The organism is Micromonospora sp. HM5-17 (assembly GCF_003762835.1).
GTDB lineage: Bacteria > Actinomycetota > Actinomycetes > Mycobacteriales > Micromonosporaceae > Plantactinospora.
This window is the reverse complement of sequence record NZ_RJWA01000003.1, coordinates 681644-707962: the sequence shown is the minus strand read 5'-3', so window position 1 is coordinate 707962 and position 26319 is coordinate 681644. Positions and strand designations below refer to the sequence as shown.

The following is a 26319-nucleotide window of genomic DNA, read 5'->3' as shown; positions in this document are numbered from 1 at the left end:
GACGGCTTCGTCCGCCGGGCATAGGCTGGATGAGTGAACCTCAACCTGTTCTTCACTGCCGTGTTCCTGGTGTTCATGGTTGGGGCGATCGGCGCCCTGGTCGTCTTCTACGCATGGTGGCGCATGCCCGCACTACGCGATGGGTGGGAGCGTTGGCGGTCTCGCAATCGAGAGGACACCTAGCGTTTATCGTATCCATCCTCTTGGCTCAGCAGCTCCGCGATTCTCGCCTCGCCCTCAGCCGCCTGTGCTGCGCGCTCGTCGTCGTCAAGCTCCTGATAATGCTGTAGAACACGACGGAGTGCTGGCTCGAGCGCGTGGCCGATAGTGCTCGGAGAGCAGGAACTCCCGTGGGCGAATGCGTCCTTCGCTCACGCCCTTCACGAACTCAGCCAACAGAGGATCGGACGGCGCTGGTAGCCGACGTGCGGCGGCTCGGGCGAAACGGTGCAGCCGTTCCAGCTGCTCCGGGTCGATAGGAAGCCGGAAGGGTACGTCGGAGGGCTGGGTCAACGGGAATCACCTCAGCGCGGGATGCTGGTAGGAAACGGGAAGGTTGTTGGCATCGAGACCGTACAGCCGTTCCATTGCGAAGTCCGGCTCCTCGTCTCCGTAGGGTCGGCCGATACCGGCGGCTGCCACACGGTAGCCGTGGTAGATCCGTCGCACGGTGTCGACGACGAAGATAATCGCATCGACGACCGCCCAGATGCCGACGAAGACCGGCCCGGCCACGGTACCCGAGGTCAGGAATGCGATTATTGCTTCGGCGAGTAGATCAAGCAGCTCCCCGGCCAGGTAGTTGATCATTTCGTAGCCGAAATACGCAATGTCGATGTGCGCCTTGGATATCTCATAGAGGTATTCGAAGTACCGAACTTCCAGCAGGGTCGCGTCGGTCAACCGCTGCACGAAATCCACTGCCGCGTCAGCCGCGTTGCCCTTCCAGACCATATTAAGCGCCTCGTCGGCGTGTGACATTGTCGAGCGCATGGCGCTCACCGTACTGGCACACCGCATCCAGCCCTCGGCCAGCCGCGCTACGGCTTCCCAGTCTCCGGAAAATGCCTCGATTACATCCTTTATCGGATCGCGGCCCACGACCTCAATCAGGATCTGTCGGGCCCACCAGCTCATGCTGCTGCCATCGGCAATGGCGCCGACTCCGCTGGCGAGTGCCGCAGCCTTGGGTTGAAGTTCGCCCGCTTCGGGCTTGTGGAGATGCTCTCTCGGATCGTACCGGTCCTCGAACCGAAGCGCCTCGGGGGGAGTATTGCCGACCCACTCGGACTCCGCTGGTCGAGCGCCAGGATAGGAACGGTCTAGGCGTTCAGCGGCGGCGAGATCCGTCCGTCGATAGAAGCCAGCGGCATCTCGGAAGCCAAGCTCGGCCAAGAAAGCCACCGTGTCAGTGCAACGCATCCTGGTCTGAGCCCGATGGACGTGATCACTGTGACCCAGCCAGAAATAGTTCAGCAGCCCCTGCCCACCGACTTCTTCCACCGTCTCCATCGACTGATATATATCAATGAATTCGACGACGGCGGTGGCGCTCGCTCTGAACCGGCCCAGCTGATCAGCGAAGCGGTCTATTGCAGACGGATCAACCTCAAAGTAGGTCATCGTGTCCCCCCGCGTTGGTTGTGCGAGTCGTCCGGTCACGGCGGCGCCGAGCCTGCCCAGGGATCGACGCAGCGCCCCCAGCGCCGACCGCCACGACGCCGGGGCCCATCGGCACCCTTTCGATCCACGTTAGCCGATGTGGCGATGACGACGCCGCCGAGCGCTCGTTACAGCCATCACTAGGAGCGCGTACAGGACTTCCTTGCCGACAGCCGCACCGCCCACGCCGTCATCGCGGGCGTGCCAGCGCTGGGGAAGAGATCTACCAGGCGGTTAAGGACCGAACACCCGTCGGCCGGTAACGGCGGTGATCGGAACTACCGTGACGGTCACGGCGTCGGCTCCCTCTGCCGGTGTTCGTTGGCCACCCAGGCGTCTGGCAGGACAATCCACTCGTCCTCGGCCACCGGCACCACCGTGCCGTCGAGGCGGGGTAGCTGGCCCGGGTCCTCCATTGGGCAGAGCAGCCACACCGCGCCCGCCCCGGCGCGGGCCTGGTCCGCCAACTCCTCCAGCAACTCCATCGCCCGGTAGCGGGCCAGCGGCGCGGCGTCGAAGAGCAACAGCGGCAGCCGCCGGTCCGGCAGGGCCAGCAGCTCGGGCCGGACCCGCTGCCAGGCTCGGGCGCTGAACTCGGCGAGCTTCAACGCGTCCCGCGAGTTGGGGTCGGCCGCGTCGGCGGCGAGTACCGTGTCCCAGGTCGGCTTCGGCCGCGCCTCCACCAGGGCACGAAGCTGACGCAGGAACAGCGCTGCCACGTTGCACGGCCGGGCGTTCAGCCTGTCCACCAGTTCCCTCTGGGCCTGCGGATACCGGTCGGTGCGTACCGTCAACGCCCGGAAGCCACCGCCCTCCGCACCGGTGCGGACCAGTCGCCCTTCGGCACGGAGCGCGGCCGCCAGCTCGGGTGAGCTGGCGTTCCAGATCGTCATCCGGGTGGCGGTCGGCCGCCGCTGGTGCGACGACATCCTCGTTGACGAGCCGATTCCCGGCCGTGCCTGGTACGCCCCGCCGCGATACACCAGCGGAAACCCGGCCTCGGCGAGCAGCCGGTCCAACTGCGGATGCCCCGGCAACGGCGGAAGCTCCGGGAAACGGGCCCGGACCCGCTCCTGGATCTGCTCCACGGTCAGCCCGGCCGGCCGGTCGCCGGCCGACGGCGGCACCAGTCCGGCCTGGGTCAACCGCAACGCCCGTACCGGATCGAGGTCACGCGGATAGATCTCCAGGCGGGGCGAGGCCGCCGCCCGTGTCGAGGCTGCCGCCGCCAGCTGCACCATCCGCCGGTCGTCCAACCGGAATCCCCCATACCCGACGGTGTCGACCACCGCCGCCAGCTCCCGCAGCACCGTTGCCGGGCTCGGCAGCACCTCCAGGCCGGCCAACCGGTCCGCCGCCTTGCCGAGAGCGTCCGCGAGGTCGAGCAGGGCCGGTGCCGACGGCGTGTCCGGCGACTCGTCGGCGGCGACCTCAAGGGCGATCAGCAGGCGGTCCCGACCCCGGGTACCGGTCGGACCGTGCCCCGCGCCACCGGCCGGACTCCGTCTCGAGGTGCCGGCCGCGGCCCGGCCGGCGTCGCCGTGCCGCCGCACGGCGAATCTCGGCTCCGCCGACAGTGGATCGATCTCGACCGCGGCCCGTACCGCCGCCAGCGCCACCGCCCGCCGCAGCGGCTCGGCCTCCTTCGCCGAGCCGCGCCGCATCAGCAGCGCCGTGGCCAGCTCGGTCACCTCCATCACCCGGCCGCTCTCGGCGAGCAGCGTGACCAGCTCCTCCCGGATGCTGCCCAGCACCGGATCGGCATGCCAGCGTTTCCGCTCATCCATCAGGTACTGCGCCACCCGGCCGGGGGTGACCTCCACCCTCTTCGCCACCTGCGACTGCAACGGCCACGGAGGCAGATCCGGCAGGTGGCCCTCCTCGTCCGGCAGGCCGAGCAGCAGCCGTACCGCCTCCACGTGGCGACTCGACGAACGTGGCGGAGACACCAGGAAGGCGGCGACCGCGTCGAGCCCGACCCGGGCGAGATCCGCCGCCGACCTACCGTCGTGCCCCGGCTCCGCCCCCGCCCGCGCCGACTCCGCGGCGATCTCGGCCTTCGCCGCGGCCCGTTCGTGGCGAGACAACGGTGACGGCTCCTGCTCGCCCAGCCGCGTCCGCCACTCGCGCAGCCGCTGCTGCAACTCTCCCCGGGTCTTCGCGCCCAGACCGGGCAGCGTGAGCAACTGCTTCGAGCCCAGCGCGAGCAGGTCCCCGACCGTGGTCGCGTCCAGCCGGTGCGCCGCCGAGACGGCCCGGGGCGTGAGACCGGAGGCTTCGAGCACGGTCGTCCGGGTCGCCCGGGCCGCCGCCTTGTCCCGTTCCGCGGCGGTCACCTCGACCTCGGCGTCCGGATGCTCCGAGCCGACCGGGGCGGTCAGGTCCGACTGGCGGAACACCTGCTGCCAGGCGTCACGCATCTCCTTCAGCGAGGCGTGCCGCTGGCTGGCGTCCCGGTGCAACGCCTTGTGGAAGAAGCCGACCAGGGCGCTGCGGATCGCCGGGTCGAACGCTTCCACCGCCAACACCGGCGGCCCCTCGGTGTGCTGGGGGTTGGTGGAATCGTCGCCCCAGCTCGGCAGCTCGCCGGAGGCCATCTCGTGCAGGGTCACCGCGAGCGCGTACCGCTCGGCGTGCTCGTCGTAGACGGGCCGGGCCGGCGTTCCGAGGAACGGGTCGAGATAGCGCGGGGTGCCGGCCTCGATCTCCTCGACCGGCAGCGCGGCCAGGGAGAAGTCGAAGAGCACGAGCTGCCGGGTCCGGTTTGGCCGGACCCGGATCGCGATGTTGTCCGGCTTGATATCCCGGTGGAAGACGCCCTCGCCCTGGAGGTGGTCGAGCGCTCCGAACAGGTAGTCCGAGTATGTCTCCAGCTCGTCGACGGTGAGGCGGCCGTCCTCGCGGAGCTTGCGGGCCAGGGTCAGTTCACCGGCGTGCTCCAGCACGATCATCGTCCGGGGCGGAACGTGGATCGGCTCCTCCCGGGCCAGCCGGATCACTCGGGAATCCTTGTGCAGACCCCGCAGCACCCGCGCCTCGTGCTCCAGCCGGGCCGCCTTCTCGTCGGAGAGCGCGACCTTCAGCACCTCCGCGGCGCCGGTCCGGACGTTTTCGGCGAGGAAGGCCCGGGACGTCGACCCGGTGCCGAGCTTCTTCCTGATCCGCCAGTCGGCGACCACGTCCCCGACCTTCGCCTCCAGGACGTCGATCTGCTCCTCGGCGGCGGCCGGCGGGGCGGTGAACTCCTCCTCGACGAGCTGGAGCAGCTCCAGCAGCTCGGCCACCGAGGCGACCCGGCGCGCCGGTACCGGCCGGGTGGCCTGCTGCACCAGCTCGTCCATGAACTCCGAGACCGAGTCGGCCACCGACGACGGCCGCAAACCGTCCTCTTTGGCGAGTCGGGCCAGCAGTTCGGCCCGGCTGGCCGCCGGTGGTTGGCTGGAGAACAGGAGATAGGCGAGGGTGCCGAGGCCGAAGACGTCGAGCGCGACCGGGTCCGGTGACGGCGCGCTCGACTCCGGGGCGAGGTACGCCTCCGCCGACCGCTCCAGGTGCGCGCCCAGCCGGGACGACGGGGAGACCCGCAGCGCGTCCGCGCTCCCGCCGACCGACTCCGGGGTTCGGGCGGCGGCCTGCCAGTCGCTGATCTGGAGGCGCGGACGCAGCCAGGCCGCCTCCTCGGGCTCGCCCCGACGTTGCTCGCCGGGGGTGACCAGCACTCCGCGGGCCGACAGGCTGCGGTGATAGAGCCGGCGCCCGTGGGCGTACGCGATCGCCTCGACGAGCTGCCGGACCATCCCGATCCGGGTGCCGACGTCGAGTCGGTCACCGTACTGGGCCATGAAGTGATCGAGCCGGACCGCCCTGGGATCGTGCCGGAAGATCAGCGCCGGGCCGCCCTCGTGGGGCTCCATCGTGTCGACCTGCACGATCCCCGGGTGGCTGATCCCGTGCAGGGCGATCATCTCGCGCCGGGCCGCCCGCTCGATGCTGGTCCGCTCCGTCTTCGCCGCGTGGCGCTCCAGCAGATATATCCGGATCCGTCGGTGCTCGTGCGGAAACTGGACGTGGTGGGCCAGGTGATCCTGCCAGGTCGGGCCCACGTCGTACGGCCGGGCCGCCAGCTTCCACGAGCCGACCTGCTCGTACCGGCGGCTGCGGGCGATACCCACGTCTCGAAGCAGCGCGGGCAGCGCGTCCGACAGCTCCCGCGATACCTCGCGCCGCGCGTCACGCGGTGGTGCGCCCAGCAACCCGGACCAGATCCCCGGAAGCGGACCCGCCGGTTGCCCCGGCGCCGGCTCCGGCCCGAACACCCAGTGGAGCTGGTGCTCGTCGAGGCGTACCTCCAGGTTCGGCACGGAGAGGAAGACCGCGCCCTGGATGAACGGCACCCTCAGGCCCCGGAGCCGGCGCTTGGCGACCTGTCGGTCGAGCAGCGAACGGAGCCGTTTCGCCTTCAGGTCGGCCAGGTGCAGCGGGTTGTCGAAGACCCGTACCCGTCCCTGGTCGTCGGCGATCCAGTTCGGTCCGCTGTTGGTCAGCCTGCCGCGCAGGCTCTTGATTTCAATCAGGTAGAGACCGGCGGGGGCGGCGACCAGCAGGTCGATCTCGTAGACGTGCCCGGTGTCGGCGGTGAAGGTGAAGTTCGACCAGGCCCGGTAGGCCCCGGCGTCGGGCAGAAGTCGACGGATGTGGTCGAGCGCCGCTCGCTCGTGATCGAACTGCGAGGGCGTCACCGTCGTCCACCGGCCGTCCCGCATCGGCGTACGCCTCCTGTCACGTCCTGCCCGTCATCCGCACCGCCGGGCGACCCGGCGCCGTCAGGCGACCCGGCATCGTCAGGCGACCCGGCACCGCACCGGTCAGCGGCAGGCATCCCAGAGTAGTGACCCGACGCCCGACGCCGCTCTCAGGTCACCGCGGCGTGGGCAGCCGGTGGCGGGGTCACGCTGGTTCGGGTGGCGGCATCCGCGCTGCGCCAGCGCCCACCTCTGGCGAGCTGCCGGTCGGGGCCCCACCTCGGCGACGGCTGTCGGACTCAGCCGGCGGCACGCTCCAGGATCAGCTCGCGGGCGGCGGCGTACTGCTCGCGGATGTGCGGCGCACCGGCACCGCCGTACTCCTGGACCTGACCGACGGACCACGCGGGCGGCTGGTCCCCGCCGGCCAGCACCCAGGCGGCCTGCCGGGCGGCGCCGTCCGCGACGTACTCCCCCGGCTCGGGCACCAGCACGGGGCAGCCGAATACCTCGGGCGCGATCCGGCGGACCGCCTCGGACCGGGCCCCACCACCGACCAGGATGATCCGGTTCGCCGTCGCCCCCTGGGCCACCAACGCGTCCAGCCCGTCGGCGAGCGCGCAGAGCATCCCCTCCACCGCCGCCCGGGCCAGGTGCGCCGGCGTCGAGGTACGCAGGGTCAACCCGTGCATCGCGCCGGTCGCGAGTGGACGGTTCGGCGTCCGCTCCCCCTCCAGGTAGGGGACCATCACCAGACCGTCGGCCCCGGCCGGCGCCGACAGGGCCAGCTTCGCCAGTTCGTCGAGGTTGACGCCGAGCATCCCGGCGGCGGCGTCCAGGACCCGCGCCGCGTTCAGCGTGCAGACCAGCGGGAGGAAGCGTCCGGTCGCGTCCGCGAACCCGGCGACCGCGCCGGACGCGTCCGCCGCCGGTGCGTCGGCGACGCTGAACACCGTCCCCGACGTACCGATGGAGACCACCACGTCGCCGGGCATCGCGCCGACCCCCAGGGCGGCGGCGGCGTTGTCCCCGGTCCCGGGACCGAGCGGCGCGCCGGTCGGCAACTGCCCGGCCGTCTCCGCCGGGCCCAGCACGGTCGGCACCGCCGGGGTACGGCCGAACGCCCGCTCCAGCAGGTCCAGCCGGTACGCTCCGGTCGCCGGCGACCAGTAGCCCGTCCCGCTCGCGTCCCCCCGGTCGGTACGCAGCGCCTCGAGGTCCCCGGTTCCGCCCAGCCGCCACGTCAACCAGTCGTGCGGCAGGCAGACCGCGACGGTCCGGTCGGCGTTCTCCGGCTCGTGCCGGGCCAGCCAGCGCAGCTTGGTGACGGTGAAGCTGGCCACCGGCACGCTGCCGACGGCCTCCGCCCAGGCCCGCCGCCCCGTCTCGCCGCCGCCGAGTTCCTCGACCAGCTCGGCGGCCGCGCCCGCCGACCGGGTGTCGTTCCAGAGCAGCGCCGGCCGGACCACCTCTCCGGCCTGGTCCAGGCAGACCATCCCGTGCTGCTGTGCGCCCACCGCGGCGGCGGCCACGTCGTCCAGCCCACCCGCCTGGCTGATCGCCTCCTGCAGGGCGGTCCACCAGGCCGCCGGATCAACCTCCGTCCCGTCGGGGTGTGCCGCCCGGCCGCTGCGCACCAGTTTCCCGGTCTCCGCGTCCCGGATCACGACCTTGCACGACTGGGTCGACGAGTCGATCCCGGCCACCAGTGCCACCTTCGGCCTCCTAGCGGGCCCCGAGCAGGTGCTCGACGGCGAGCTGGTTCAGCCGGACGAACCCGAAGCCACGGGCCGCCACGGCGTCCACGTCGAACTCCTCGAACGCGCTCCGGTCGGCGAGCAGGTCCGCGTACGTCTCCCCCTCGCCCAGCGTCGGGATCGACAGCTCGGTGACCTTGCTCGCGGCCAGCGCCTCCTGCACCTCCGGGTCGGCCCGGAACGCCTTCGCCCGCTCCTTGAGCAGCAGGTACGTCCGCATGTTCGCCTCGGCCGAGGCCCAGACGCCCGCGTAGTCCTCGGTCCGGGACGGCTTGTAGTCGAAGTGGCGGGGACCGTCGTACGCCGGGCCGCCCTGCGGGCCGCCGTTCTCCAGCAGGTCCACCAGCGCGAACGCGTTCAGCAGGTCGCCGTGCCCGAAGACCAGGTCCTGGTCGTACTTGATCCCGCGCTGGCCGTTCAGGTCGAGGTGGAAGAGCTTGCCGGCCCAGAGCGCCTGGGCGATGCCGTGCATGTAGTTGAGCCCGGCCATCTGCTCGTGCCCGACCTCGGGGTTGAGCCCGACCAGCTCCGGGTGGTCGAGGGTGTTGATGAAGGCGAGCGCGTGCCCGACGGTCGGCAGCAGGATGTCGCCGCGCGGCTCGTTCGGCTTCGGCTCGATGGCGAACCGGAGGTTGTAGCCGCGGTCGATGACGTACTGGGAGAGGAGGTTGACCGCCTCGCGGTAGCGGTCGAGGGCGGCCCGGATGTCCTTGGCGACGTCGTACTCGGCGCCTTCCCGGCCGCCCCACATGACGAAGGTGTGCGCGCCGAGCTCGGCGGCGAGGTCGATGTTGCGGAGCACCTTGCGCAGCGCGTAGCGCCGGACCTCGCGGTCGTTGCTGGTGAAGGCACCGTCCTTGAAGACCGGGTGGGTGAAGAGGTTCGTCGTGACCATCGGTACGACGAGCCCGGTCTCCTCCAGTGCCTTACGGAACCGGGCGATGTGCTGGTCGCGGGTGGCGTCGTCGGAGCCGAACGGCACCAGGTCGTCATCGTGGAAGGTGATCCCGTACGCGCCCAGCTCGGCGAGGCGGTGCACGGCCTCGACCGGGTCCAGGGCGGCCCGGGTGGCGTCGCCGAACGGGTCGCGGGCGGTCCAGCCGACGGTCCAGAGGCCGAAGGAGAACTTGTCGGCAGGGGTGGGTCGGACTGCCATGAGGGACCTCCAGGAGTGGACTCGGCGCTGAGGCGTCCCGGGTTGACACGCCGGCAACCCGGCCGATTTGTTTATCGGTTGAATTATTTTCTCGGAATATGGCATTGTCAATAGCGTGGCCCGACCCTCTCCGGCGCCGGTCGGTACGGCCGCCGCCACCGCCGTCCGCCAGGCGAGCCTGCGTGAGCACAACCTGGCGCTGGTGCTCCGGCACGTCGCCACGGCCCCCCGACCCCCGTCCCGGGCCGAACTCGCCGCCACCACCGGCCTGACCCGGGCCACCGTCTCGACCCTGGTCGACGAGCTGATCACCGGACGGCTGCTCACCGAGGTCGACCCCACGCCCCGATCCGGTGCCGGACGCCCCGCGCTGGGGCTGGCGCTCGCCGGCGACGGTCCGGTCGGGCTCGGGCTGGAGATCAACGTCGACTACCTCGCCGCCTGCCTCGTCGACCCGACCGGCGCGGTACGGCACCACGCGGTACGCCGGATCGACCTCCGGCCGGTGCCGCCCGCCGAGGCCCTGGCCATGGTCGCCGAGCTGATCACCGAGGCGGACGCCGAGGCGGCCCGGCAGGACCTGCGGCTCGCCGGCACGGCGCTCGCGGTCCCCGGGCTGGTCACCGCCGACGGCGTGGTCCGGCTCGCGCCCAACCTCGGCTGGCGGGACGTGGACGTACCGGCCCTGCTCGGTGCGCACCCGGTGCTCGCCGAGACCGGCCTCATGGTGGACAACGAGGCCAACCTCGCGGCGCTCGGCGAGCTGCGGGCCGGAGCACCGGACCCGGCCACCTTCATCTACATCTCCGGCGAGGTGGGGATCGGTGCCGGGATCGTGCTGCACGGCAGCCTCTTCCGGGGCGCGCGGGGCTGGAGCGGCGAACTCGGCCACGTACCGGTGCACCCCGAGGGGCGACCGTGCCGATGCGGTGGCCGGGGCTGTCTGGAGCAGTACGCCGGGCAGGAGGCGATCCTCGCCAGCGCCGGGCTGGCCGGGTCACCCGTCGCCCGGCTGGTCGAGGCGGCCGAGCGGGCCGATCCCGTGGCCTGTCAGGCCCTGACCGAGGCGGCGGGCGCGCTCGGGGTCGCGGTCGCCGGGGTGATCAATCTGCTCGACGTGGACACGGTGGTCCTCGGCGGCGTCTACGCGCCGCTCGCCCGCTGGCTGGCCCCGCCGATCGAGGCGGAGATCCGCCGCCGGGTCCTCACCGCCGCCTGGTCGCCGGTGACCGTCCGGGCCGCGCTGCTCGGCGGCGACGCCGCCGCCCTCGGCGCCGCCGGCTCGGTGGTCCGCACGGTGCTGGAGCACCCGGCCCGGTGGCTCACCACCCCGGTCGCGGGCGGACGGGACCGCGGACGGGCCGGAGGCGGACGACCGCGATCGGGCGGATAGCAGACGCCACACGGCCGGCCGGCCGCCGGGCGTCCGAGGCGGCGGCTCAGTACGCGCCCCGGGTGCGGATCACCGCGCCGAAGGTCTTCCAGAGGATCGTGAGGTCGGCGGCGAGCGACCAGTTCTCCACGTAGTAGAGGTCCAGGCGGATGCCGTCCTCCCAGCTCAGGTCCGACCGGCCGCTGACCTGCCAGAGCCCGGTCATGCCCGGTTTCACCAGCAGCCGGCGGGCCACGTCGCCATCGTAGCGCGCCACCTCGGACGGGAGCGGCGGGCGCGGCCCGACCAGGCTCATCTGTCCGAGGAGGACGTTGGCGAGCTGCGGCAACTCGTCGAGGGACCACTTACGGAGCACCCGGCCGACGCGGGTCACCCGGGGATCGTCGCGCATCTTGAACAGCAGCCCGTCGGTCTCGTTCCGGGCCGCCAGATCGGCGAGGAGCGCATCCGCGTTCTCCACCATGGTCCGGAACTTGTAGACGCCGAACTCCCGGCCGCCGAGCCCGACCCGGACCTGACGGAAGATCACCGGCCCCCGGCTGTCGAGCTTGATGGCGATCGCGATGGCGGCCAGCAACGGCAGGCTGAGGAACAGCGCGGTGAACGCCAGGGCGCGGTCCACGAAACCCTTGACGAGCTTGCGTGCTCCCCGGAACTCGGGCGCCTCGACGTGGATGAGCGGCAACCCCGCCACCGGCTGGGTGTGGATCCGCGGTCCGGCGACGTCGGTGAGCGCCGGTGCGAGAACCAGGTCGATGCCGGTCCCCTCGAGCTGCCACCCGAGCCGGCGGAGCCGGGCGGCGGTCAGCTCGCTGCAGGCGGTCACCGCCACGGTGTCGGCGTTGATCGCCATGGCGGCGTCGACGATCGCCCGGAACGACCCCAGCACCGGCACGTCGCCGAGCCGCTGCGGCACCGGGGCGAGCAGCGCGTCGGGGATGCAGGCCCCGACCACCTGGTACCCGGCGTACGGCTCGCGCCGCAGCGTGTGCACCAGCTCCAGGACGTGTGCGGTGTCGCCGACCACCAGCACCCGGCGGGACCATCCCCCGCCTCGGGAACGGGCGCGGTGCAGGTGTTTACGGGCCGCGAACCGGGCCGCCACCAGCGCGACGGTGCCGACCGCGAACGAGATGCCGAGGAAACCCCGGGAGACCCCGACGTCGGCGAGGTATCCGGCGATCGCGACACCGCCGGCCAGCCGCAGGCTGGCGGAGATGACCCGGCGGTACTCGTCCGCGCCGTAGCCGAGCACCCGGTGGTCGTAGCAGCGTAACGCCTTCAGCGAGGCCAGCCAGGCGAGCACCAGCCCGGGGCCGACGATCACGTACGGGATGTCGGAGCCACGCGCCTCGTCGCCACCGAACCGGGCGACGTAGCCGCCGATCACCGCCAGGATCAGGATGACCGTGTCGAGCGCGAGAATGGCTCGGATATAGGTGCGCCGACGGTCTCGGGGGGATCGCGCGGATGCCTCCGGAGTTGGCTCCGGAGGCATCGTGGCGGGACTCAGCAGTGTCGGCGACGTCACTGGCCCTCCCTCGCTCCCCAGAAGGCAACCCGATCCGCCGCTGGCTACCCGCGCCACCGGCCCGATTGGCACGTCGACATCTTCGCCCACCAGGGGCACTACGCAGCGCCTCCGACAGATTACTGTCACTTGTTTGCGCTGCCGGCAACCCGCTGTTCAGCCGGCCGACGCGGCCTGGCACGCCGCCGAGGTGACGCCCCCGGCCGGCACGCGGCGACACCCGGCCGGAGCGGGTGCCGCGCCCAGGGGCAGGTACCGCGCCCGGGGTGGTGTCGGCGCGGGCCGGTGAACGGCGCGGCGTGGCCGGGGTGGTCAGGCCGGCCGGGACAGGCGCCGCGGCCGGGGTGGTCAGCGCGGGACGGTGGTCGGGCGCAGCGCGATCGCCTGGAGGAAGATGTCACCGATCTTGGCCGGATCCTCGGTGACGAAGACGCCGCCACCGGTGGTCTTCGTGATCGCCTCCAGTTCGGAGCGCTTGACCTCGCTGCCGATCCCGATGATCACGACCTGTACCGGGCGGTCCGGGTCGACGATCCGCTTCAACTCGCGGATCAGCGCCGACTCGCTGATCCCGTTGGCGTCCTCGTTCTTGCCGTCGGTGAGCATCACCACCGAGTTGACCCGGCCCGGCTCCCAGTCCTCCTGCACCGTGCGGTACGCGGCGAGAATCGTGTCGAAGAGGCCGGTGTCGCCGTTCCGCTTGGGTCGGATCGCGGCCAGTTCGCGCTCCAGCCTGCTGCGCTGGCTGGAGAGCGGCCCGATCGGCACCAGTTGGCGGTAGTCACGGCTGCCGGAGAGTTCGGTGGAGAAGGTCCAGAGCCCGAGGGCCCAGGAGTCGTCGAAGAGACCGAGGCCGCGCCGGGCCGCCTCCAGCGTCACCCGCATCCGGGTGGCGTTGTTCGCGGTGGGGACCGTTTCGAGCATCGAGCCGGAGACGTCGATGACCGCCAGCATCCGGCCGGGCTGGGTGGCGACCGACCAACTGGAGAGGGTGCGCTCGATCACCGCCGCCGAGCCGCCGGCCGCCGTACCGCCCGAGTTCGTCTCGGTGCTCGGGGTCGGATCGGCCCCCGCCGGGCTCGGCGCGCCGCGCGGGGCCGAGAAGTCCTTGCCCCAGGTCCCATCCGGGCCGCGCAGCCCCTGGCCGCCCAACCGGGACCGGAACGCCGGCGTGTCGAGCTGGGCGAAGAAGCGCTCGGCGGCGGCGACCCGGGCCGGCTCCGCACCGGGCATCACCGCGTACGGGTAGTCGAGCGACAGCGGCGCGGGGTCCAGATAGAGGGCGGCGAGCGGAACCGGCGGCTTCCTGGCGTTGAACTCGACGACGTCCCGCTCGGAGAGCGGGGCGGCGCCGAGGCCCGAGGCGATCGACGCCGCGTCGGTGGCCCGGGGGAACCGGGCGATCAGTTCCTCGCGGACCGCCGCCCGGCCGGTGGCCAGGGTCCGCAACGCCGCGGTGGTCACCCGCTGCGCCTCGGCGCCGTTTGCCCCGGCCGCCTGCGCCGCCGCGGCCAGGGAGAGGAGGCCGGAGAGCCCGGCCGCGTCCCGGCTCGGCTCGACGATGCCGGTCCGCAGCCGCGTGCCGGTGGTGATCGTCTTCAGCAGGTCGGACCAACCGATCCGCTTCTGCGGCCACCCGAGCTCGACGGCGACCGGTTCGGGCATCGCCACCACGACCGGGCTGCGCGCCAGCGAGGCGCCGCTGCCCGGGTCGAACCCGGGAGCCTGCTGGCGCAGCCGCAGCAGCCAGGTGGAGGAGTCCGGCACCCAGACGGTCGGAAGCACCGCGTTGCCACTCGCCTGGCCGACGCCGTTGAGCGAGACGCCGTGCTGCCCGGCGATGGCGGCGGCGACGTCAACCGGCTCACTCGCGGTGACGTCGACGGCGACACAGGTGCCGTCCACGGCGGCGCCGTCGGCCATCCACGCCTCGGCGGTGGCCTGCACCGCCGGCGCGATCTCCGGCGCGGCGGCAACGGTGAGCCGGAGCTCTCCCGAGCAGTCCGGGGCGACCCACCGCTGGTAGCCGAACCACCCGCCGACCACGACGAGGACCAGCGCCACCGCCCCGGCGATGGCGCCCGTCGTACGACCGTTCCTACGTCTGCGATGGCGGCCAGGCACCCGACCATCTTGCGGATTTCTCACAGCTCCTGCCAGTGGCAGGTGGCGGAATGTTAGCCAGGCGGCAAAGTCATTCCGAAGATAATTCACTTTGGGTAGCCGGCCGCTCCCTTACTGTTGGGTAAGCACCCCATTGAGGGGCTTTTCCGGCTCGCATTCGCAGATCGATCTTATGTGCGCTTGTCAAAGATTTAAGGTTCGCTCTCCGAGAACGCAGGTCGGGCTCGCCACCTCCACCCGGGCCGTCACCGGTCCCGGCACGCCGCTGGTCGGATCGATCGGGAACACCACCACCACGTCCGCCCGTTCCTCCGCCACATACAGGTGCCGGCCGAGCACCGCGATGTGCCGGGGCCAGTCCGCGGTGGTCGGCACCTCGGTGACGTACCGGGGCAGCGGACCGTCCAGAGCGAACACCGACACCGTCCCGACACCCCGGTTGGCGAGGTAGAGGAATCGCCCGTCCGGCCCGACGGTGATCTCGGACGGTTGGACCAGCCCGGAACGCCGGCTGGCCTCGATTCGGCCCCGCGCGGTCAGGCCGTCGGCGCCGTCCCACTCGTAGGCGTGTACGGAGCCGTCGAGTTCGCCCGCGACGAAACACCGCCGGCCGTCCGGGTGCCGGGCCAGGTGGCGGGGACCGGTGCCGGGCGGGGTCACGGTACGGCCGGCCAGGCGCAGCCGTCCGGCGTCGTCCCGGTGGTAGCGGTAGATCGTGTCGGTGCCGAGGTCGATGGCGAAGAGTCCGGTCCCCGCCGGATCCGGCGAGACCATGTGCGCGTGTGCCCCCTCCTGCCGGTCCGCAACCGGACCGTGCCCCTCGTGCACCACGAGGTCGGTCCGCTCCCCCGGCGCGCCGGTCGGGTCCAACGGGTGCACGGCGACGCTACCGCTGCCGTAGTTCGCCACGTACAGGAACCGGCCGTCCGGGTCGACGGCGAGGTGACAGGGGCCGTCACCGCCGGTGGAGCGGACGCCGAGCGCGGTGAGCGTGCCGTCGGGGTGAACGGTCCAGGCGCTCACCGTCCCCTCGGTGAGCTCGTTGACCGCGTACAGCACGGGCAGCCGGGGATGCCGGGTCAGGAACGACGGGGACGGCGTCTCCGCCACCACCCCGAGGAGGTCGAGGTCACCGGTCTCCGGGTCCCGCCGGGCCGCGACGATGCCGCTTCCCCGCCCGCCGCTGGCCGCCGTGTAGCAGCCGAGATGGATGATTCCGTTCGCGTCGTCAGACATCCTCGCTCCATTCCCTGGTCTGATCGCCGTCGGACTCACGCTCGATCAAACCAGAGCCCGCTGTCCGGGTCCGGCCAGCCGCCCGGGTCCGCGAGCCCTTGCCCCCACCTGGCGATCCGATAGGATCTTCGATCGTGATCGGGTTGCCCACACCGGCGGACCCCCGCGCCGCGGGAGGTGCGCGGTGCGGGTAGCCCTCTTCGTCACCTGCGTCAACGACCTGATGTTCCCGGCCACCGGCCGGGCCGTGGTACGGGTGCTGGAGCGCCTCGGCCACACCGTGGAGTTCCCGGCCGCGCAGGGCTGCTGCGGGCAGATGCACGCGAACAGCGGCTACCGCGCCGAGGCGTTACCGCTGGTCCGGGGCTTCGTCGAGACCTTCGCCGGGTACGACGCGGTGGTCGCCCCGTCCGGCTCCTGCGTGGCGATGGTCCGCGAGTCGTACCCCCGGCTGGCGGCCGGCGACCCCGACCTCGCGGCGGCGGTCGACGAGGTCGCACCGCGGGTCTACGAACTCTCCGAGCTGCTCGTCGACGTGCTCGGGGTGACCGACGTGGGTGCCTCGTTCCCGCACCGGGTCACCTACCACCCCACCTGTCACGGGTTGCGGATGCTCCGGCTGGGTGACCGGCCACTGCGGCTGCTCCGCGCGGTGCGCGGGCTCGACCTGGTCGACCTGCCCGGCGCCGAGGAGTGCTGCGGCTTCGGCGGCACCTTCGCGGTGAAGAACGCCGACGTGTCGGCCGCGATGCTCGCCGACAAGTGCGCGGCCATCCGGGAGACCGGCGCCGGGTACGTCGCGGCGGCGGACAACTCCTGCCTCGCGCACATCGGGGGCGGCCTGTCCCGCGGGGCGCGCTCCGGCGCGGGCGCCCCGGTCCGCGCCGTGCACTACGCGGAGATCCTCGCCGGCCTGGCGCCCGTCGACCCCGAGGCGGAGCGGTGACCGGCGGAGCCGCGACCCTCCGGCCTCAGGGTCCCCGGGGCGGATCCGCGGCGGAGGTGGACCGGTGACCGGCGGCGAACCGGCCGCCCGCCGGGGCGGGGTGGCGGAGGCCGCCGTCGCCACCGGACCCGGCGGCGGCCACCGCGGCGGCACCGGGAACATCGTGGCGCCACTGCCGTTCCCGGTGGCGGCCCGGCGCGAACTCGGCGATGCACAACTGCGGGCCAACCTCCGGCGCGCCACCCACACCATCCGGGACAAGCGCCTACGGGTGGTCGGGGAGGTACCGGACTGGCCCCAGCTCCGCGCCGCCGGTGCGGCGATCAAGAACGACGTCCTCGCCCGCCTGCCGGAACTGCTCGAACAGTTCGAGGCGGCCGCCACCGCCGCCGGCGCCACCGTGCACTGGGCCCGGGACGCCGCCGAGGCCTGCGCCCTGGTCACCGATCTGGTACGCGGTACCGGCAGCACCGAGGTCGTCAAGGTCAAGTCGATGGCCACCCAGGAGATCGGGCTCAACGAGGCGCTGGCCGAGGCGGGGATCGCGGCCGTGGAGACCGACCTCGCCGAACTGATCGTGCAGCTCGCCGACGACACCCCGTCGCACATCCTGGTGCCGGCGATCCACTACAACCGGCGGCAGATCCGGGAGATCTTCGCCCGCCGGATGCCCGGAGTCGACCTCGGCACGCTGACCGACGAGCCGGCCGCGCTCGCCGAGGCGGCCCGCCGGCACCTACGGGCCAAGTTCCTCAGCGCGAAGGTGGCGGTCTCGGGAGCCAACTTCGCGATCGCCGAGACCGGCACCCTCGTCGTCGTCGAATCCGAGGGCAACGGTCGGATGTGCCTCACCCTGCCGGAGACCCTGATCTCGGTGGTCGGGGTGGAGAAGCTGCTGCCGACCTTCCGCGACCTGGAGGTCTTCCTGCAGCTGCTGCCCCGCTCCTCGACCGGCGAGCGGATGAACCCGTACACCTCGATGTGGACCGGGGTCACCCCCGGGGACGGGCCGACGACGCTGCACATCGTGCTCGTCGACAACGGACGTACCACCACCCTCGCCGATCCGGTCGGTCGCCAGGCGCTGCGCTGCATCCGCTGCTCGGCCTGCCTGAACGTCTGCCCCGTCTACGAGCGGGTGGGCGGACGCGCGTACGGGTCGGTCTATCCCGGCCCGATCGGCGCGATCCTGTCGCCGCAGCTCACCGGTCCGGAGGCCGGAGCCAACCGGAGCCTGCCGTACGCCTCGACGCTCTGCGGTGCCTGCTTCGACGCCTGTCCGGTCCGGATCGACATCCCCCAGGTGCTGGTGCACCTGCGGCAGCGCGGGGTGGACGCCCGCCGCGGGCGACCCTCGGCGGAGCGTGCCGCGATGCGGACGATGTCCTGGGTGATGCGGGACCGGCGTCGGTACGCGGCGGCGCTGCGGGCCGCCCGACGCGGCTCCGCCCCGCTCCGCTGGCTCACCGGGGGACGCGGCGTACGCCGGCTGCCCTGGCCGCTGTCGGCCTGGACCGCGAGCCGGGACGCCCCGCTGCCGGCCGCCCAGACGTTCCGCGACTGGTGGGCTGCCCGGGAGGGCACCCGGGCGGCGGGAGGACGCCGTGACGCCGGCTGACCGGGCCGCCGGCTCCGCCCGGGAGGAGATCCTGGCGCGGATCCGGGCCGCCCGACCGACCGCCCCGGTGACGGTTCCCCGGGACTACCGCACCGCCCCGGCCGTCCCCACCCCTCCCGACGCGGACCTGCTCGACCTGCTGGTCGACCGCCTCGTCGACTACCGCGCCACGGTACGGCGCTGCGCACCCCGCGACGTCGCCGGAGCGCTCGCCGACCTGCTGGGTCCGGTGCCCACCGTCGTGGCGCCGGCCGGCGTGCCGGAGACGTGGCTCTCGACGTACCTGGGACGGATCCGGCGGGACGGCGATCCGGCGCCGCTGACCGTGGCCGACCTCGACGAGCCGGGACTCGCGGTGGTCACCGGCTGCGCGGTCGCGGTCGCGCAGACCGGAACGCTGATCCTGGACGGCGGCCCCGAGCAGGGTCGCCGGCTGCTGAGCCTGGTCCCCGACCACCACCTCTGCGTGGTCCGGGCCGACCAGGTGGTCGCCGGGGTGCCGGAGGCCCTTGCCCGGCTCGCCGACCCGACCCGACCGATCACCCTGATCTCCGGGCCCTCGGCGACCAGCGACATCGAGCTGAACCGGGTCGAGGGCGTGCACGGGCCGCGCCGGTTGGACGTCCTGCTGGTCGACGGCTGACCGGCGCACCGGGCCTCCCGTCCGTGAGCCGCCGCCACCGCACCTGAGCCTGTTCGCCCGAACGGGGCGGTCGGTTCACCGGGCGGTGACGGGTCCCGGCCGGTGGTGCCGGATCAGTGGGTCCGTACCGGGTCTCCCTGGCGCTGGGCGACGTGCTCGACCAAGGCGATCAGCACCTCCTTGCCAGACTGCCGGCTCCGGGCGTCGCAGAGCAGGATCGGCACGTCCGGGTCCAGGTCGAGGGCGCTGCGCACCGCCTCGACGCTGTATCGGCGGGCGCCGTCGAAGCAGTTCACCCCGACCACGAACGGGATCCCCCGGCGCTCGAAGTAGTCCACGGACGGGAAGCAGTCGGCGAGCCGACGGGTGTCGGCGAGCACCACGGCGCCGAGTGCCCCGTACGCCAACTCGTCCCACAGGAACCAGAACCGGTCCTGCCCCGGGGTGCCGAACAGGTAGACCTGGAGGTCGTCGTTGATGGTGATCCGGCCGAAGTCCATCGCGACCGTGGTGGTCTGCTTGCCCTCCACCCCGGAGAGGTCGTCGGTGCCCACACTCGCGTCGGTCAGCACCTCCTCCGTCTGCAAGGGCCGGATCTCACTCACGGCACCGACCAGGGTCGTCTTGCCGACCCCGAAGCCGCCCGCGATGAGGATCTTCAGCGCGACCGGGATCCGGTCAGAGCGCCCGGAGTCCATTGACCACCGCCTTGAGAATGTCGTCGTCTGGGAACTGGCGCGAGGCGGGCGGCTCGTACATCGAGATCCGCCCGGTGGCGAGCAGGTCGCCGAGCAGGACACGTACCACGCCGACGGGCAGGTCCAGGTCGGCGGCGAGGTCGGCCACCGCCACCGGTCGCTGCGCCGCCGCGATGATGGCCCGGTGTTCCGGCTGCGGTGGCTGCGGGCCTTCGTCGGGTGGGCCGGCCACCACGAACGCCATCAGGTCAAACTTGCCGGACGCCGGCTGGACCCGGCCCCCGGTCACCGCGTACGGCCGGACGACGGGCCCGGCCTCGTCGTCCAGCCACTCGTGGTGCGGGCCGGGCGGGTCAGTCCGCATCGGACGGCGCCCCGGGGGATCGGGACGGGGCGCTCAGGTTCTGGCCCACCCGGGTGACCAGCATGGCCATCTCGTAGGCGATGACCCCGATGTCGGCCGAGGCGCTGCTCAGCACCGCCAGACAGGCTCCCTGGCCGGCGGCGGTGACGAAGAGGAACGCGTCTTCCATCTCGACCACCGTCTGCCGGACCGGACCGGCCTGGAAGTGCCGGCTCGCCCCCTTGGCCAGGCTCTGGAAGCCGGACGCCATCGCCGCCATGTGCTCGGCGTCCTCCCGACCCAGCCCCTGGGACGCGGCCATCAGCAGCCCATCGGCGGAGAGGACCACGGCCTGCCGCGCGGACGGCACCCGCGCCACGAGATCATCGAGCAGCCAGCTGAGATCCGAAGCCGGCCTCGTCGTCTGCACCACTCACCCGTCCCTTTCCGAATCGGTGGTGCCCGGGTCGGCGACCCGGGCCGTGTCGTCGGGGTTTCCGATGGAGGGCGGCGCCACGCCGGAGTCCCGGCGGCCACGCGCCGTACCCGCCTGCAACGCCGCCATCACCGCTCGGACCTGCTCGGGTGAGCGGGGCGACGGCTCGTCCGACGGGTCGTACCCGCCGGGTCCACGGCCCTGGCCGGCGCCGCTGCCGGCCCGACCGGCGGCGGACGGGCCGGCCCCCGGGCCGGGCGTCCGCAGCTGTGGCGCGAGATTGGTCTGCCGGATCCGGCGGGGCAGCCCGTCCGGGCCCGCCGGCGCCACCACCGGGCGGATCGGCCCCTCGGACACCCGCACCGGTGCCGCCGGCCGGTCGGCTGGCCGCTCGGGATCGGCCGAATCCGCGAGCCGGACGGCCGGCAACACGACGGTGTCGTCGCCACCGGTCCCCGCCGCGGGTGGGGGCGCGGGCGTGCCGGGGTCGGTCTCCGGGGCACCACCGTCGGTCCGCGCCGCACCACGATCCGGCTCCGGCACGGGGTCGGTCTCCGGCGCACCGCCGTCCGGGTCCGGCGTCCCGGCACGGCGGCCGGTCGTCGCCGCGATCAGTGCGTTGAGCGCCTCGCCCGCCCGGCGGCGCGGCCCGAGCGCCGACACGCTACGGGAGTCGTCCGCCGGCGTCCCCGCCCGACGGTCCGGCTCCGCGCCGGCATCCGCCGCGCCACTCGCGCCCGGCTCCGCGCCGGCGTCCCGTCCCGCGCCGACGGTCGGCACGGTCCGCTTCGGACCCCGCCCCGCCAGGGCCGCGCCGGCCGGCTTCCGGGACGCCGACTTCCCGTCGCGGGCAGCCGGGACCGCGCTCTCCGGCACCACCAGGTCGCTCGGCACCAGCGCCACCGCGATGATCCCGCCGTGCGGCGACGGCCGGAGCCGTACCTGGACGTTGTGCCGTGCGCCGAGCCGGGCGACCACGTAGAGCCCGAGCCGGGCGCTGTCGGCCGGGTCGAAGTCCGGCGGTTCGGCCAGCCGCCGGTTGGCCTGCTCGATGGCCTCGGCGTCCATCCCGAGGCCCCGGTCCTCGATCTCGATCGCGTAGCCCTTGGCGGCGAGCTGGCCGGTGACCCGGACTCGGGTGTGCGGTGGCGAGAACGACGTCGCGTTCTCGATCAGCTCGGCGAGCAGGTGGATGACGTCGCCGACCGCCGGACCGACGAGGGCCGCCGGCGGCACCGTGCCCAGGTCGACGCGGGCGTAGTCCTCGACCTCGGAGATCGCGCCCCGGATCACGTCGATCATCGCGACCGGGTTGCGCCAGCCCCGCCCCGGCGCCGCCCCGGCGAGAACCACCAGGTCCTCCGCGTGCCGCCGCATCCGCGTCGCCATGTGGTCGAGCCGGAACAGGTCGGCCAACTCGGTCGGTTCGGTGACCCGGCGCTCCATCGTGTCCAGCAGCGCGAGCTGCCGGTGCAGCAGGGTCTGGTTACGCCGCGCGATGTTGAGGAAGACGTCCCGCAGGCTCTTCCGGAACGCCGCCTCGTCCACCGCCGACCGGATGGCGGTGCGCTGCACCTCACTGAACGCCTGCCCAAGCTGGCCGATCTCGTCCTGTCCGAAGTGTAGCGACGGGGCCTCGGCGGCGACGTCGACCTCCTCACCCCGGCGTAGCCGGGCGACCACGTTGGGAAGTCGCTCGTTCGCCATGGCGAGCGCGGCCGCGCGCAGACTGGTGAGGCGCCTGACCAGCGACCGACCGATCCGCAACGCGATGATCCCGGAGACCAGGACGGCGACGAAGCCGAGCAGGCCGGCCAGGCCCAACCGGATCAGGATGATGGCCGCCACGGGGCGGCTGCGTTCGGCCAGGTCCTCGGCGCCGGACAGCTCGAACTCCCGCAGCTGCTGTTGCACGAGTTCGTGGTTGAGCTGCCAGGACTGGGAGTCGACCGGCGCGGCGGCGCCGCTGCGCCCCCGCCCGATCAGGTCGTCCTCCATCGCGCGGAGCTGGCGGAACGGCTCGGCCTCGGTGAGCTGCTGGTACCTCGTCCGCTCGGCGTCCGGCAGCTCGGCGACGGCGGCAGCGGAGAGGAAGCGCTGGGTGCCGATGATCTGGACGAGCAGGGTGTGTTCCCCGGGCCCGAAGCGTCCGGCGCGGAAGACCCCGGCGAGCAGGGCGTCGGCCTGGGCGAGCACCTCGCGAGCCCGGCCGAGGTCGGTGAGCGCGCCGACCTCGCGGGACAGGTTCTCGTCGGGGAGCGCCTGCAGGGCGGAGAAGGTCCGGAACGCCGCGTCGATGATGCCGCTGTAGAGCCCGAGCGCCCCGATCGCGTCGACGCTGCGCTGGTCGATGAAGCCACGGCCGGACGGCAGCGCCTCGGCGGCGCCGAGCAGTTGGTCGAGTCGGGCGTCGAGGGTCTCGCTCGTGACGTCGCGCACATCCTCGTCGGAGACCCGGCGCCGCAGCTCGGCGAGCGCGTGGTCCGTACGGGCGCGCTGGTCGGTGAGGGCCGGCGCGACGGCGGGATCGGCCAGCCACATCACCGAGAGCCGCCGCTCCTTCTGCAGCTCCGCGACGAGCGTCTCGCCGGGGCGGCCGATCTCCTCGAGGAGGGTGCGGGTCGCGAGCAGACTGGACGCCGGTCCCACGGTGAGCGTCGTCGCGAAGATCCAGAGTGCCATGAGGGCGACGATCGGCACGACGACCAGCGCGACAATCTTCGACCGGATCGGCCAGTTCTGGGTTTCCAATCAGACCTCGCCGGATGGGATGGCGTCAGGGACCGGCACCCGGACCGGCGGCCCGCGGCTCCGGCCAGAGTCGAGGGTCGCGGGCGCGCGTGCCTTGGGCAGGATACGTAATCATGGCGCCGCGCACTACCGGACGTGGGCACGTCTGGCCATGCTCGGCCATCCGTGCCCGTGGCCGACCCGGTCACCGTGCACCTTTGGCCCGGGCGGGGACGGGGGCCGGGGGCGCCGCCACCGCCGGGGCACGCAGGGCCAGCGCGACCGCCGTCGCCAGGTACGGCACGGCGCACAGAGCGAAGATCACCTTGTGCGTGGCGACCGTCGAGGCGAGGGCGTACCCGCCGTAGAGGGAGATGGTGACCAGTTCGGTGCCGAGCCCCGCCAGGGAGGTGACGGTGGCCCGGCTCGGCCCGGTGATGCGCTGCTGGAGCCGTACGGAGACGACGATGCTCGCCATCTGCAGACCGCAGAACGCGGCGGCGATCAGGACGAAGCCCTCCGGCCGGGCACGCAGCGCACCGAGGGCCAGCAGGGCGGCGGACAGGGCGACGGTGGCGGCGAGCCACCGGGCCGACAGGCGCTGGCCGTACGGGGTGAGCAGGCCACCGAGCATGACCCCGGCCGAGACGAGGAGCACCAGCAGCGGCACGCCCGCCGCCGGCACGACCTCCCCGGCCAGCAGCGACGTGTACTCCTCCAGCCCGCCCCAGATCCCGAGCATCACCGGTAGGAGCAGCAGGGCCTGGCGGACCACCCGATCTCTGCGGGCCTCGGCGAGCCCGGTTCGCAGGATCGCCCACCAGGTGGCCGGTTCGGGGTCCGGCTCCGCCGGGTCGGGTTCTCCCGCTCCGGGCGTCGGACGTGGGTGTGCGGGATCCGACTCGGCCCGGGCCGGTTTGTCGGCACCGGACGCCGGGCGCCGGTGTTCGGGGAGCGCGAACCCGGCGACCGCACAGCAGAGGCTGGCGAGCACACTCGCCGCCCCCACCGCCGGGTAGCCGCCGGCGGCGAAGACCGGAGCCGCCGCGGCGGTGGCGAGCAGGGCGGCGGCCAGGCCGATGCTCTCGGCCCGGCCGATGAGCCGGCCGTACCGCCCGGCCAGGCCGAGCCGGTCGAGTTCCTCGTACACCAGTGCCTCGGCGGCACCGGACTGGAGGGCGCCGCGGGCGCCCCAGAGCACGAACCCGAGCGCGAAGACTCCGTACGACGGGGCCAGCACCCAGAGTCCATAGCCGACGGCGCCGAGCAGCGGCGCCACCCCGAGCAGGAGACGGCGGGAGACCGCGTCGGCGAGTACGCCGGAGGGGACCTCCAGCAGCACACCGGTCAGGGACCAGGCGAGGAAGAGCGACGAGACCTGCGGGATGGAGAGACCGGTGTCGGTGAGGAGCAACGCGTACACCGGGTAGAGCAGGACGAACTCGTCCAGAAAGGCGTAGAGGTAGTAGGTGGCCGCCAGGCGCCGCGCCTGGACGTCGGGCGCGGATGCGGTGGAGTGGAGCATGAGGCCCTCCCGGGGGACGTTCCGGACGTGGTGGTCGCGGAGCGTCGTCCTGGCGGGGCGCGGCCTCGGTCGCCGCGCGGGCCTCTGGTCGAGACCTAATGTCGTCGGCGCGTCATGTCGGCGAGTCTAGGCGGTCCCGACCGGCGGGTGGGGCCGCAGCCACGGAGCGCGTCCCGCCAAGATCACCGGCCCCCTGCATGGCCACTGACGGGGTGACGGCCACGCCGTCCGGTGTCGCCCTGTCCCGCCAACCACGGGCGGAAGGTGTCCCGGCATCCACGGCGAAAGAACGGCGGATCGGGATTGCGATTCGGGGGCGAGCGGGAATACCGGGTGACGAAGGAGGAGCCATGTCGCCCACAGAAGCCGTCCTCATCGTCCTCGTCGTCCTGGTCGTCGTGGCGGCGGTACCGGTCATCTGGGTCGCCTCCCGGCGCCAGGCCCAGCGGACCCGGTTCGGCCCGGAGTACGCGCGACTGGTCGAGGAGCAGCGCAGCCGTGCCGCGGCCGAGCGCGACCTGCGGGAACACGAACGCCGGCACGAGGTGCTCACCCTGACCCGGCCCTCCGCCGAGGCGCGACGGCGGTACGCGACCGCCTGGGAGGAGATCGAGGACCCGGACGTGACGAGTCGGTGAGGAGCGGACCCATGCACCAGCAGCACCAGCACATTCAGGACGACGGTCACCCCGGGGACGCGCTGGACGAGCGGGGCTCGTACGACCGGGACGTGGCAGACCGGACCCCGGGCCGACCGGCGGACCGCGCGGTGCAGGACGGGTCGGATCGGCAGGGGTCGCCGGACGCGGACGGCGGATCACACCGGGTCGACGGGGCGGACCGGCCGGAGTTCCGCGAACCAGCGCCGCTACCCACCACCTTCGGCGCGCCCACCGTCGGCGGCGCCGTCGCGGCGTCCGCGCTCGCCGGGGACCGCCGCGACCCGCGCGCGGACGAGACCGCCCGGCCCGGCGACGGCGTGGCCGAGGACCGCACCGACGGCATCGACGACGGGGACTGACCTCCCCGACCGGTGGTCGGGCAGGTGCGTGTGGCCGACGACCCTCCGGTGCGGCCGTCGCGCGTTCGGACCGGCCGCTCGGCCGGTGGTCCGTGCCCGTACCGCGCGTCGGCCGGCTCGCTGACGCCCGCGGGAACCAGCCGCGGGCGCACAGCCCGGGCCGGTATGAGACCGCCGGCACGGGGTAGTCGATTCCGGAGACGTAGCTGGCAACGGAACGCGGGACGGGTCACGGGTGATCCCGTCCGGGCGTCCGGGCCAGCCGGGCCGGGCACCGGACAGGAGGGCAGCAGCATGACCGACCGCGATCCGAGGCCGTACCGTCCGCTGGAGGAGACCCCGGAGGTCGCCGCCGCGATCGACGACGAGACGGCGGTGCCCCAGTTCGCCACCGACGGCGGCCCGGGGGCGGAAAACCCGGACTTCGTCGACGTCGAGGAGGTCCCGGCCGACTTTCCCCCGACCGACGACCTGCTCGGCGACCCGCACGGCGGGGGCGCCGGCGGCGCGCCGGAGCGGGCCAGAACCGGTGCCGAACAGCCGTGGGACCCGGAGGACCTCGCGGTTGCCCAGGGCCGCGACCCGACGCCCGGCAATGTGGAGCGGGCCCGCCAGGACCTGGACCGGGAGGGGCCGGCAGCGGTGGAGAAGACGGTTCCCTGACCGGTACGCGCGGCGTACCCGGACTCGACGGCGGCGGTCCCCGGCTCCGACCCGTGTCGGGGCCGGGGCCGGGGACCGCCCGGTTGGTGCGTGCG

The 26319-nt window shown here is 73.0% G+C and carries 20 protein-coding genes; 8 read left to right on the top strand and 12 right to left on the bottom strand.

Features of this window, described 5'->3' with window-relative positions; all coding sequences use genetic code 11:
* Positions 1 to 33: 33 nt before the first annotated feature.
* Positions 34 to 183, top strand: a complete 150-nt coding sequence (locus EF879_RS27225) for a hypothetical protein (RefSeq protein WP_158624159.1) — start codon at positions 34 to 36, stop codon at positions 181 to 183.
* Between the two features lie 336 nt (positions 184 to 519).
* Here the strand turns inward: EF879_RS27225 and EF879_RS12570 are convergent, their stop codons facing one another.
* The 4 genes from EF879_RS12570 to xylA all read right to left on the bottom strand — a co-directional run bounded on the left by EF879_RS12570 (position 520) and on the right by xylA (position 9317).
* Complete coding sequence (locus tag EF879_RS12570) at positions 520 to 1623, bottom strand: hypothetical protein (protein ID WP_123558002.1); 1104 nt, start codon at positions 1621 to 1623, stop codon at positions 520 to 522.
* Positions 1624 to 1952: 329 nt separating this feature from the next.
* Entirely contained in the window at positions 1953 to 6425 is a 4473-nt protein-coding gene (gene pglW, locus EF879_RS12565; protein ID WP_123558000.1) for a BREX system serine/threonine kinase PglW, read from the bottom strand.
* A 278-nt stretch (positions 6426 to 6703) separates the two neighbouring features.
* A complete protein-coding gene (gene xylB / locus EF879_RS12560; RefSeq protein WP_123557998.1) occupies positions 6704 to 8119 on the bottom strand; it encodes a xylulokinase in 1416 nt (471 codons plus the stop codon).
* 10 nt (positions 8120 to 8129) lie between these two features.
* Positions 8130 to 9317: a xylose isomerase gene (gene xylA / locus EF879_RS12555; RefSeq protein WP_123557996.1), complete on the bottom strand. Its 1188-nt coding sequence runs from the start codon at positions 9315 to 9317 to the stop codon at positions 8130 to 8132.
* Between the two features lie 115 nt (positions 9318 to 9432).
* Here xylA and EF879_RS12550 point away from each other — a divergent pair, with 115 nt between their 5' ends.
* Positions 9433 to 10710, top strand: a complete 1278-nt coding sequence (locus tag EF879_RS12550; RefSeq protein WP_233604402.1) for an ROK family transcriptional regulator — start codon at positions 9433 to 9435, stop codon at positions 10708 to 10710.
* Between the two features lie 46 nt (positions 10711 to 10756).
* Here EF879_RS12550 and EF879_RS12545 read toward each other — a convergent pair whose 3' ends face one another.
* The 3 genes from EF879_RS12545 to EF879_RS12535 all read right to left on the bottom strand — a co-directional run bounded on the left by EF879_RS12545 (position 10757) and on the right by EF879_RS12535 (position 15601).
* On the bottom strand, positions 10757 to 12241 hold the full coding sequence (locus EF879_RS12545) for a sugar transferase (protein ID WP_370375483.1): 1485 nt from the start codon (positions 12239 to 12241) through the stop codon (positions 10757 to 10759).
* A 348-nt stretch (positions 12242 to 12589) separates the two neighbouring features.
* Positions 12590 to 14365 carry a substrate-binding domain-containing protein gene (locus EF879_RS12540; protein WP_233604401.1) on the bottom strand — a complete coding sequence of 592 codons (1776 nt, stop codon included), beginning with the start codon at positions 14363 to 14365 and terminating at the stop codon, positions 12590 to 12592.
* Positions 14366 to 14548: 183 nt separating this feature from the next.
* On the bottom strand, positions 14549 to 15601 hold the full coding sequence (locus EF879_RS12535) for a lactonase family protein (protein ID WP_123557992.1): 1053 nt from the start codon (positions 15599 to 15601) through the stop codon (positions 14549 to 14551).
* A gap of 184 nt (positions 15602 to 15785) precedes the next feature.
* Between EF879_RS12535 and EF879_RS12530 the strand changes: the two genes are divergently transcribed.
* From EF879_RS12530 to EF879_RS12520, 3 genes are all read left to right on the top strand, one after another.
* Positions 15786 to 16547 (top strand): (Fe-S)-binding protein, encoded by a 762-nt coding sequence (locus EF879_RS12530; RefSeq protein WP_123557991.1) that lies wholly within the window; start codon positions 15786 to 15788, stop codon positions 16545 to 16547.
* 163 nt (positions 16548 to 16710) lie between these two features.
* Positions 16711 to 18165, top strand: coding sequence for a lactate utilization protein B (locus EF879_RS12525; protein ID WP_233604434.1), 1455 nt, complete (start codon positions 16711 to 16713; stop codon positions 18163 to 18165).
* Positions 18152 to 18808 carry an LUD domain-containing protein gene (locus tag EF879_RS12520; RefSeq protein ID WP_123557987.1) on the top strand — a complete coding sequence of 219 codons (657 nt, stop codon included), beginning with the start codon at positions 18152 to 18154 and terminating at the stop codon, positions 18806 to 18808. Before EF879_RS12525 ends, EF879_RS12520 begins: the two co-directional genes overlap by 14 nt.
* Positions 18809 to 18921: 113 nt before the next feature.
* On the opposite strand, the gene EF879_RS12515 is transcribed toward EF879_RS12520, so the two are convergent.
* From EF879_RS12515 to EF879_RS12495, 5 genes are all read right to left on the bottom strand, one after another.
* Entirely contained in the window at positions 18922 to 19506 is a 585-nt protein-coding gene (locus tag EF879_RS12515; protein WP_123557985.1) for an ATP/GTP-binding protein, read from the bottom strand.
* The gene (locus tag EF879_RS12510; RefSeq protein WP_123557983.1) at positions 19487 to 19870 is read right to left on the bottom strand and encodes a DUF742 domain-containing protein; all 384 of its coding nucleotides are present in this window, start codon (positions 19868 to 19870) and stop codon (positions 19487 to 19489) included. The genes EF879_RS12515 and EF879_RS12510 overlap by 20 nt, the downstream gene beginning before the upstream one ends.
* The gene (locus tag EF879_RS12505; RefSeq protein WP_123557981.1) at positions 19860 to 20282 is read right to left on the bottom strand and encodes a roadblock/LC7 domain-containing protein; all 423 of its coding nucleotides are present in this window, start codon (positions 20280 to 20282) and stop codon (positions 19860 to 19862) included. The genes EF879_RS12510 and EF879_RS12505 overlap by 11 nt, the downstream gene beginning before the upstream one ends.
* Positions 20283 to 23036, bottom strand: coding sequence for a nitrate- and nitrite sensing domain-containing protein (locus EF879_RS12500; RefSeq protein WP_123557978.1), 2754 nt, complete (start codon positions 23034 to 23036; stop codon positions 20283 to 20285).
* A 184-nt stretch (positions 23037 to 23220) separates the two neighbouring features.
* Positions 23221 to 24540 (bottom strand): MFS transporter, encoded by a 1320-nt coding sequence (locus EF879_RS12495; protein ID WP_123557976.1) that lies wholly within the window; start codon positions 24538 to 24540, stop codon positions 23221 to 23223.
* 350 nt (positions 24541 to 24890) lie between these two features.
* On the opposite strand from EF879_RS12495, the gene EF879_RS12490 reads away from it, so the two are divergent.
* The 3 genes from EF879_RS12490 to EF879_RS12480 all read left to right on the top strand — a co-directional run bounded on the left by EF879_RS12490 (position 24891) and on the right by EF879_RS12480 (position 26224).
* Positions 24891 to 25178, top strand: a complete 288-nt coding sequence (locus EF879_RS12490) for a hypothetical protein (protein ID WP_123557974.1) — start codon at positions 24891 to 24893, stop codon at positions 25176 to 25178.
* 11 nt (positions 25179 to 25189) lie between these two features.
* On the top strand, positions 25190 to 25561 hold the full coding sequence (locus EF879_RS12485; RefSeq protein ID WP_123557972.1) for a hypothetical protein: 372 nt from the start codon (positions 25190 to 25192) through the stop codon (positions 25559 to 25561).
* 294 nt (positions 25562 to 25855) lie between these two features.
* Positions 25856 to 26224, top strand: a complete 369-nt coding sequence (locus EF879_RS12480; RefSeq protein ID WP_123557970.1) for a hypothetical protein — start codon at positions 25856 to 25858, stop codon at positions 26222 to 26224.
* Positions 26225 to 26319 lie beyond the last annotated feature (95 nt).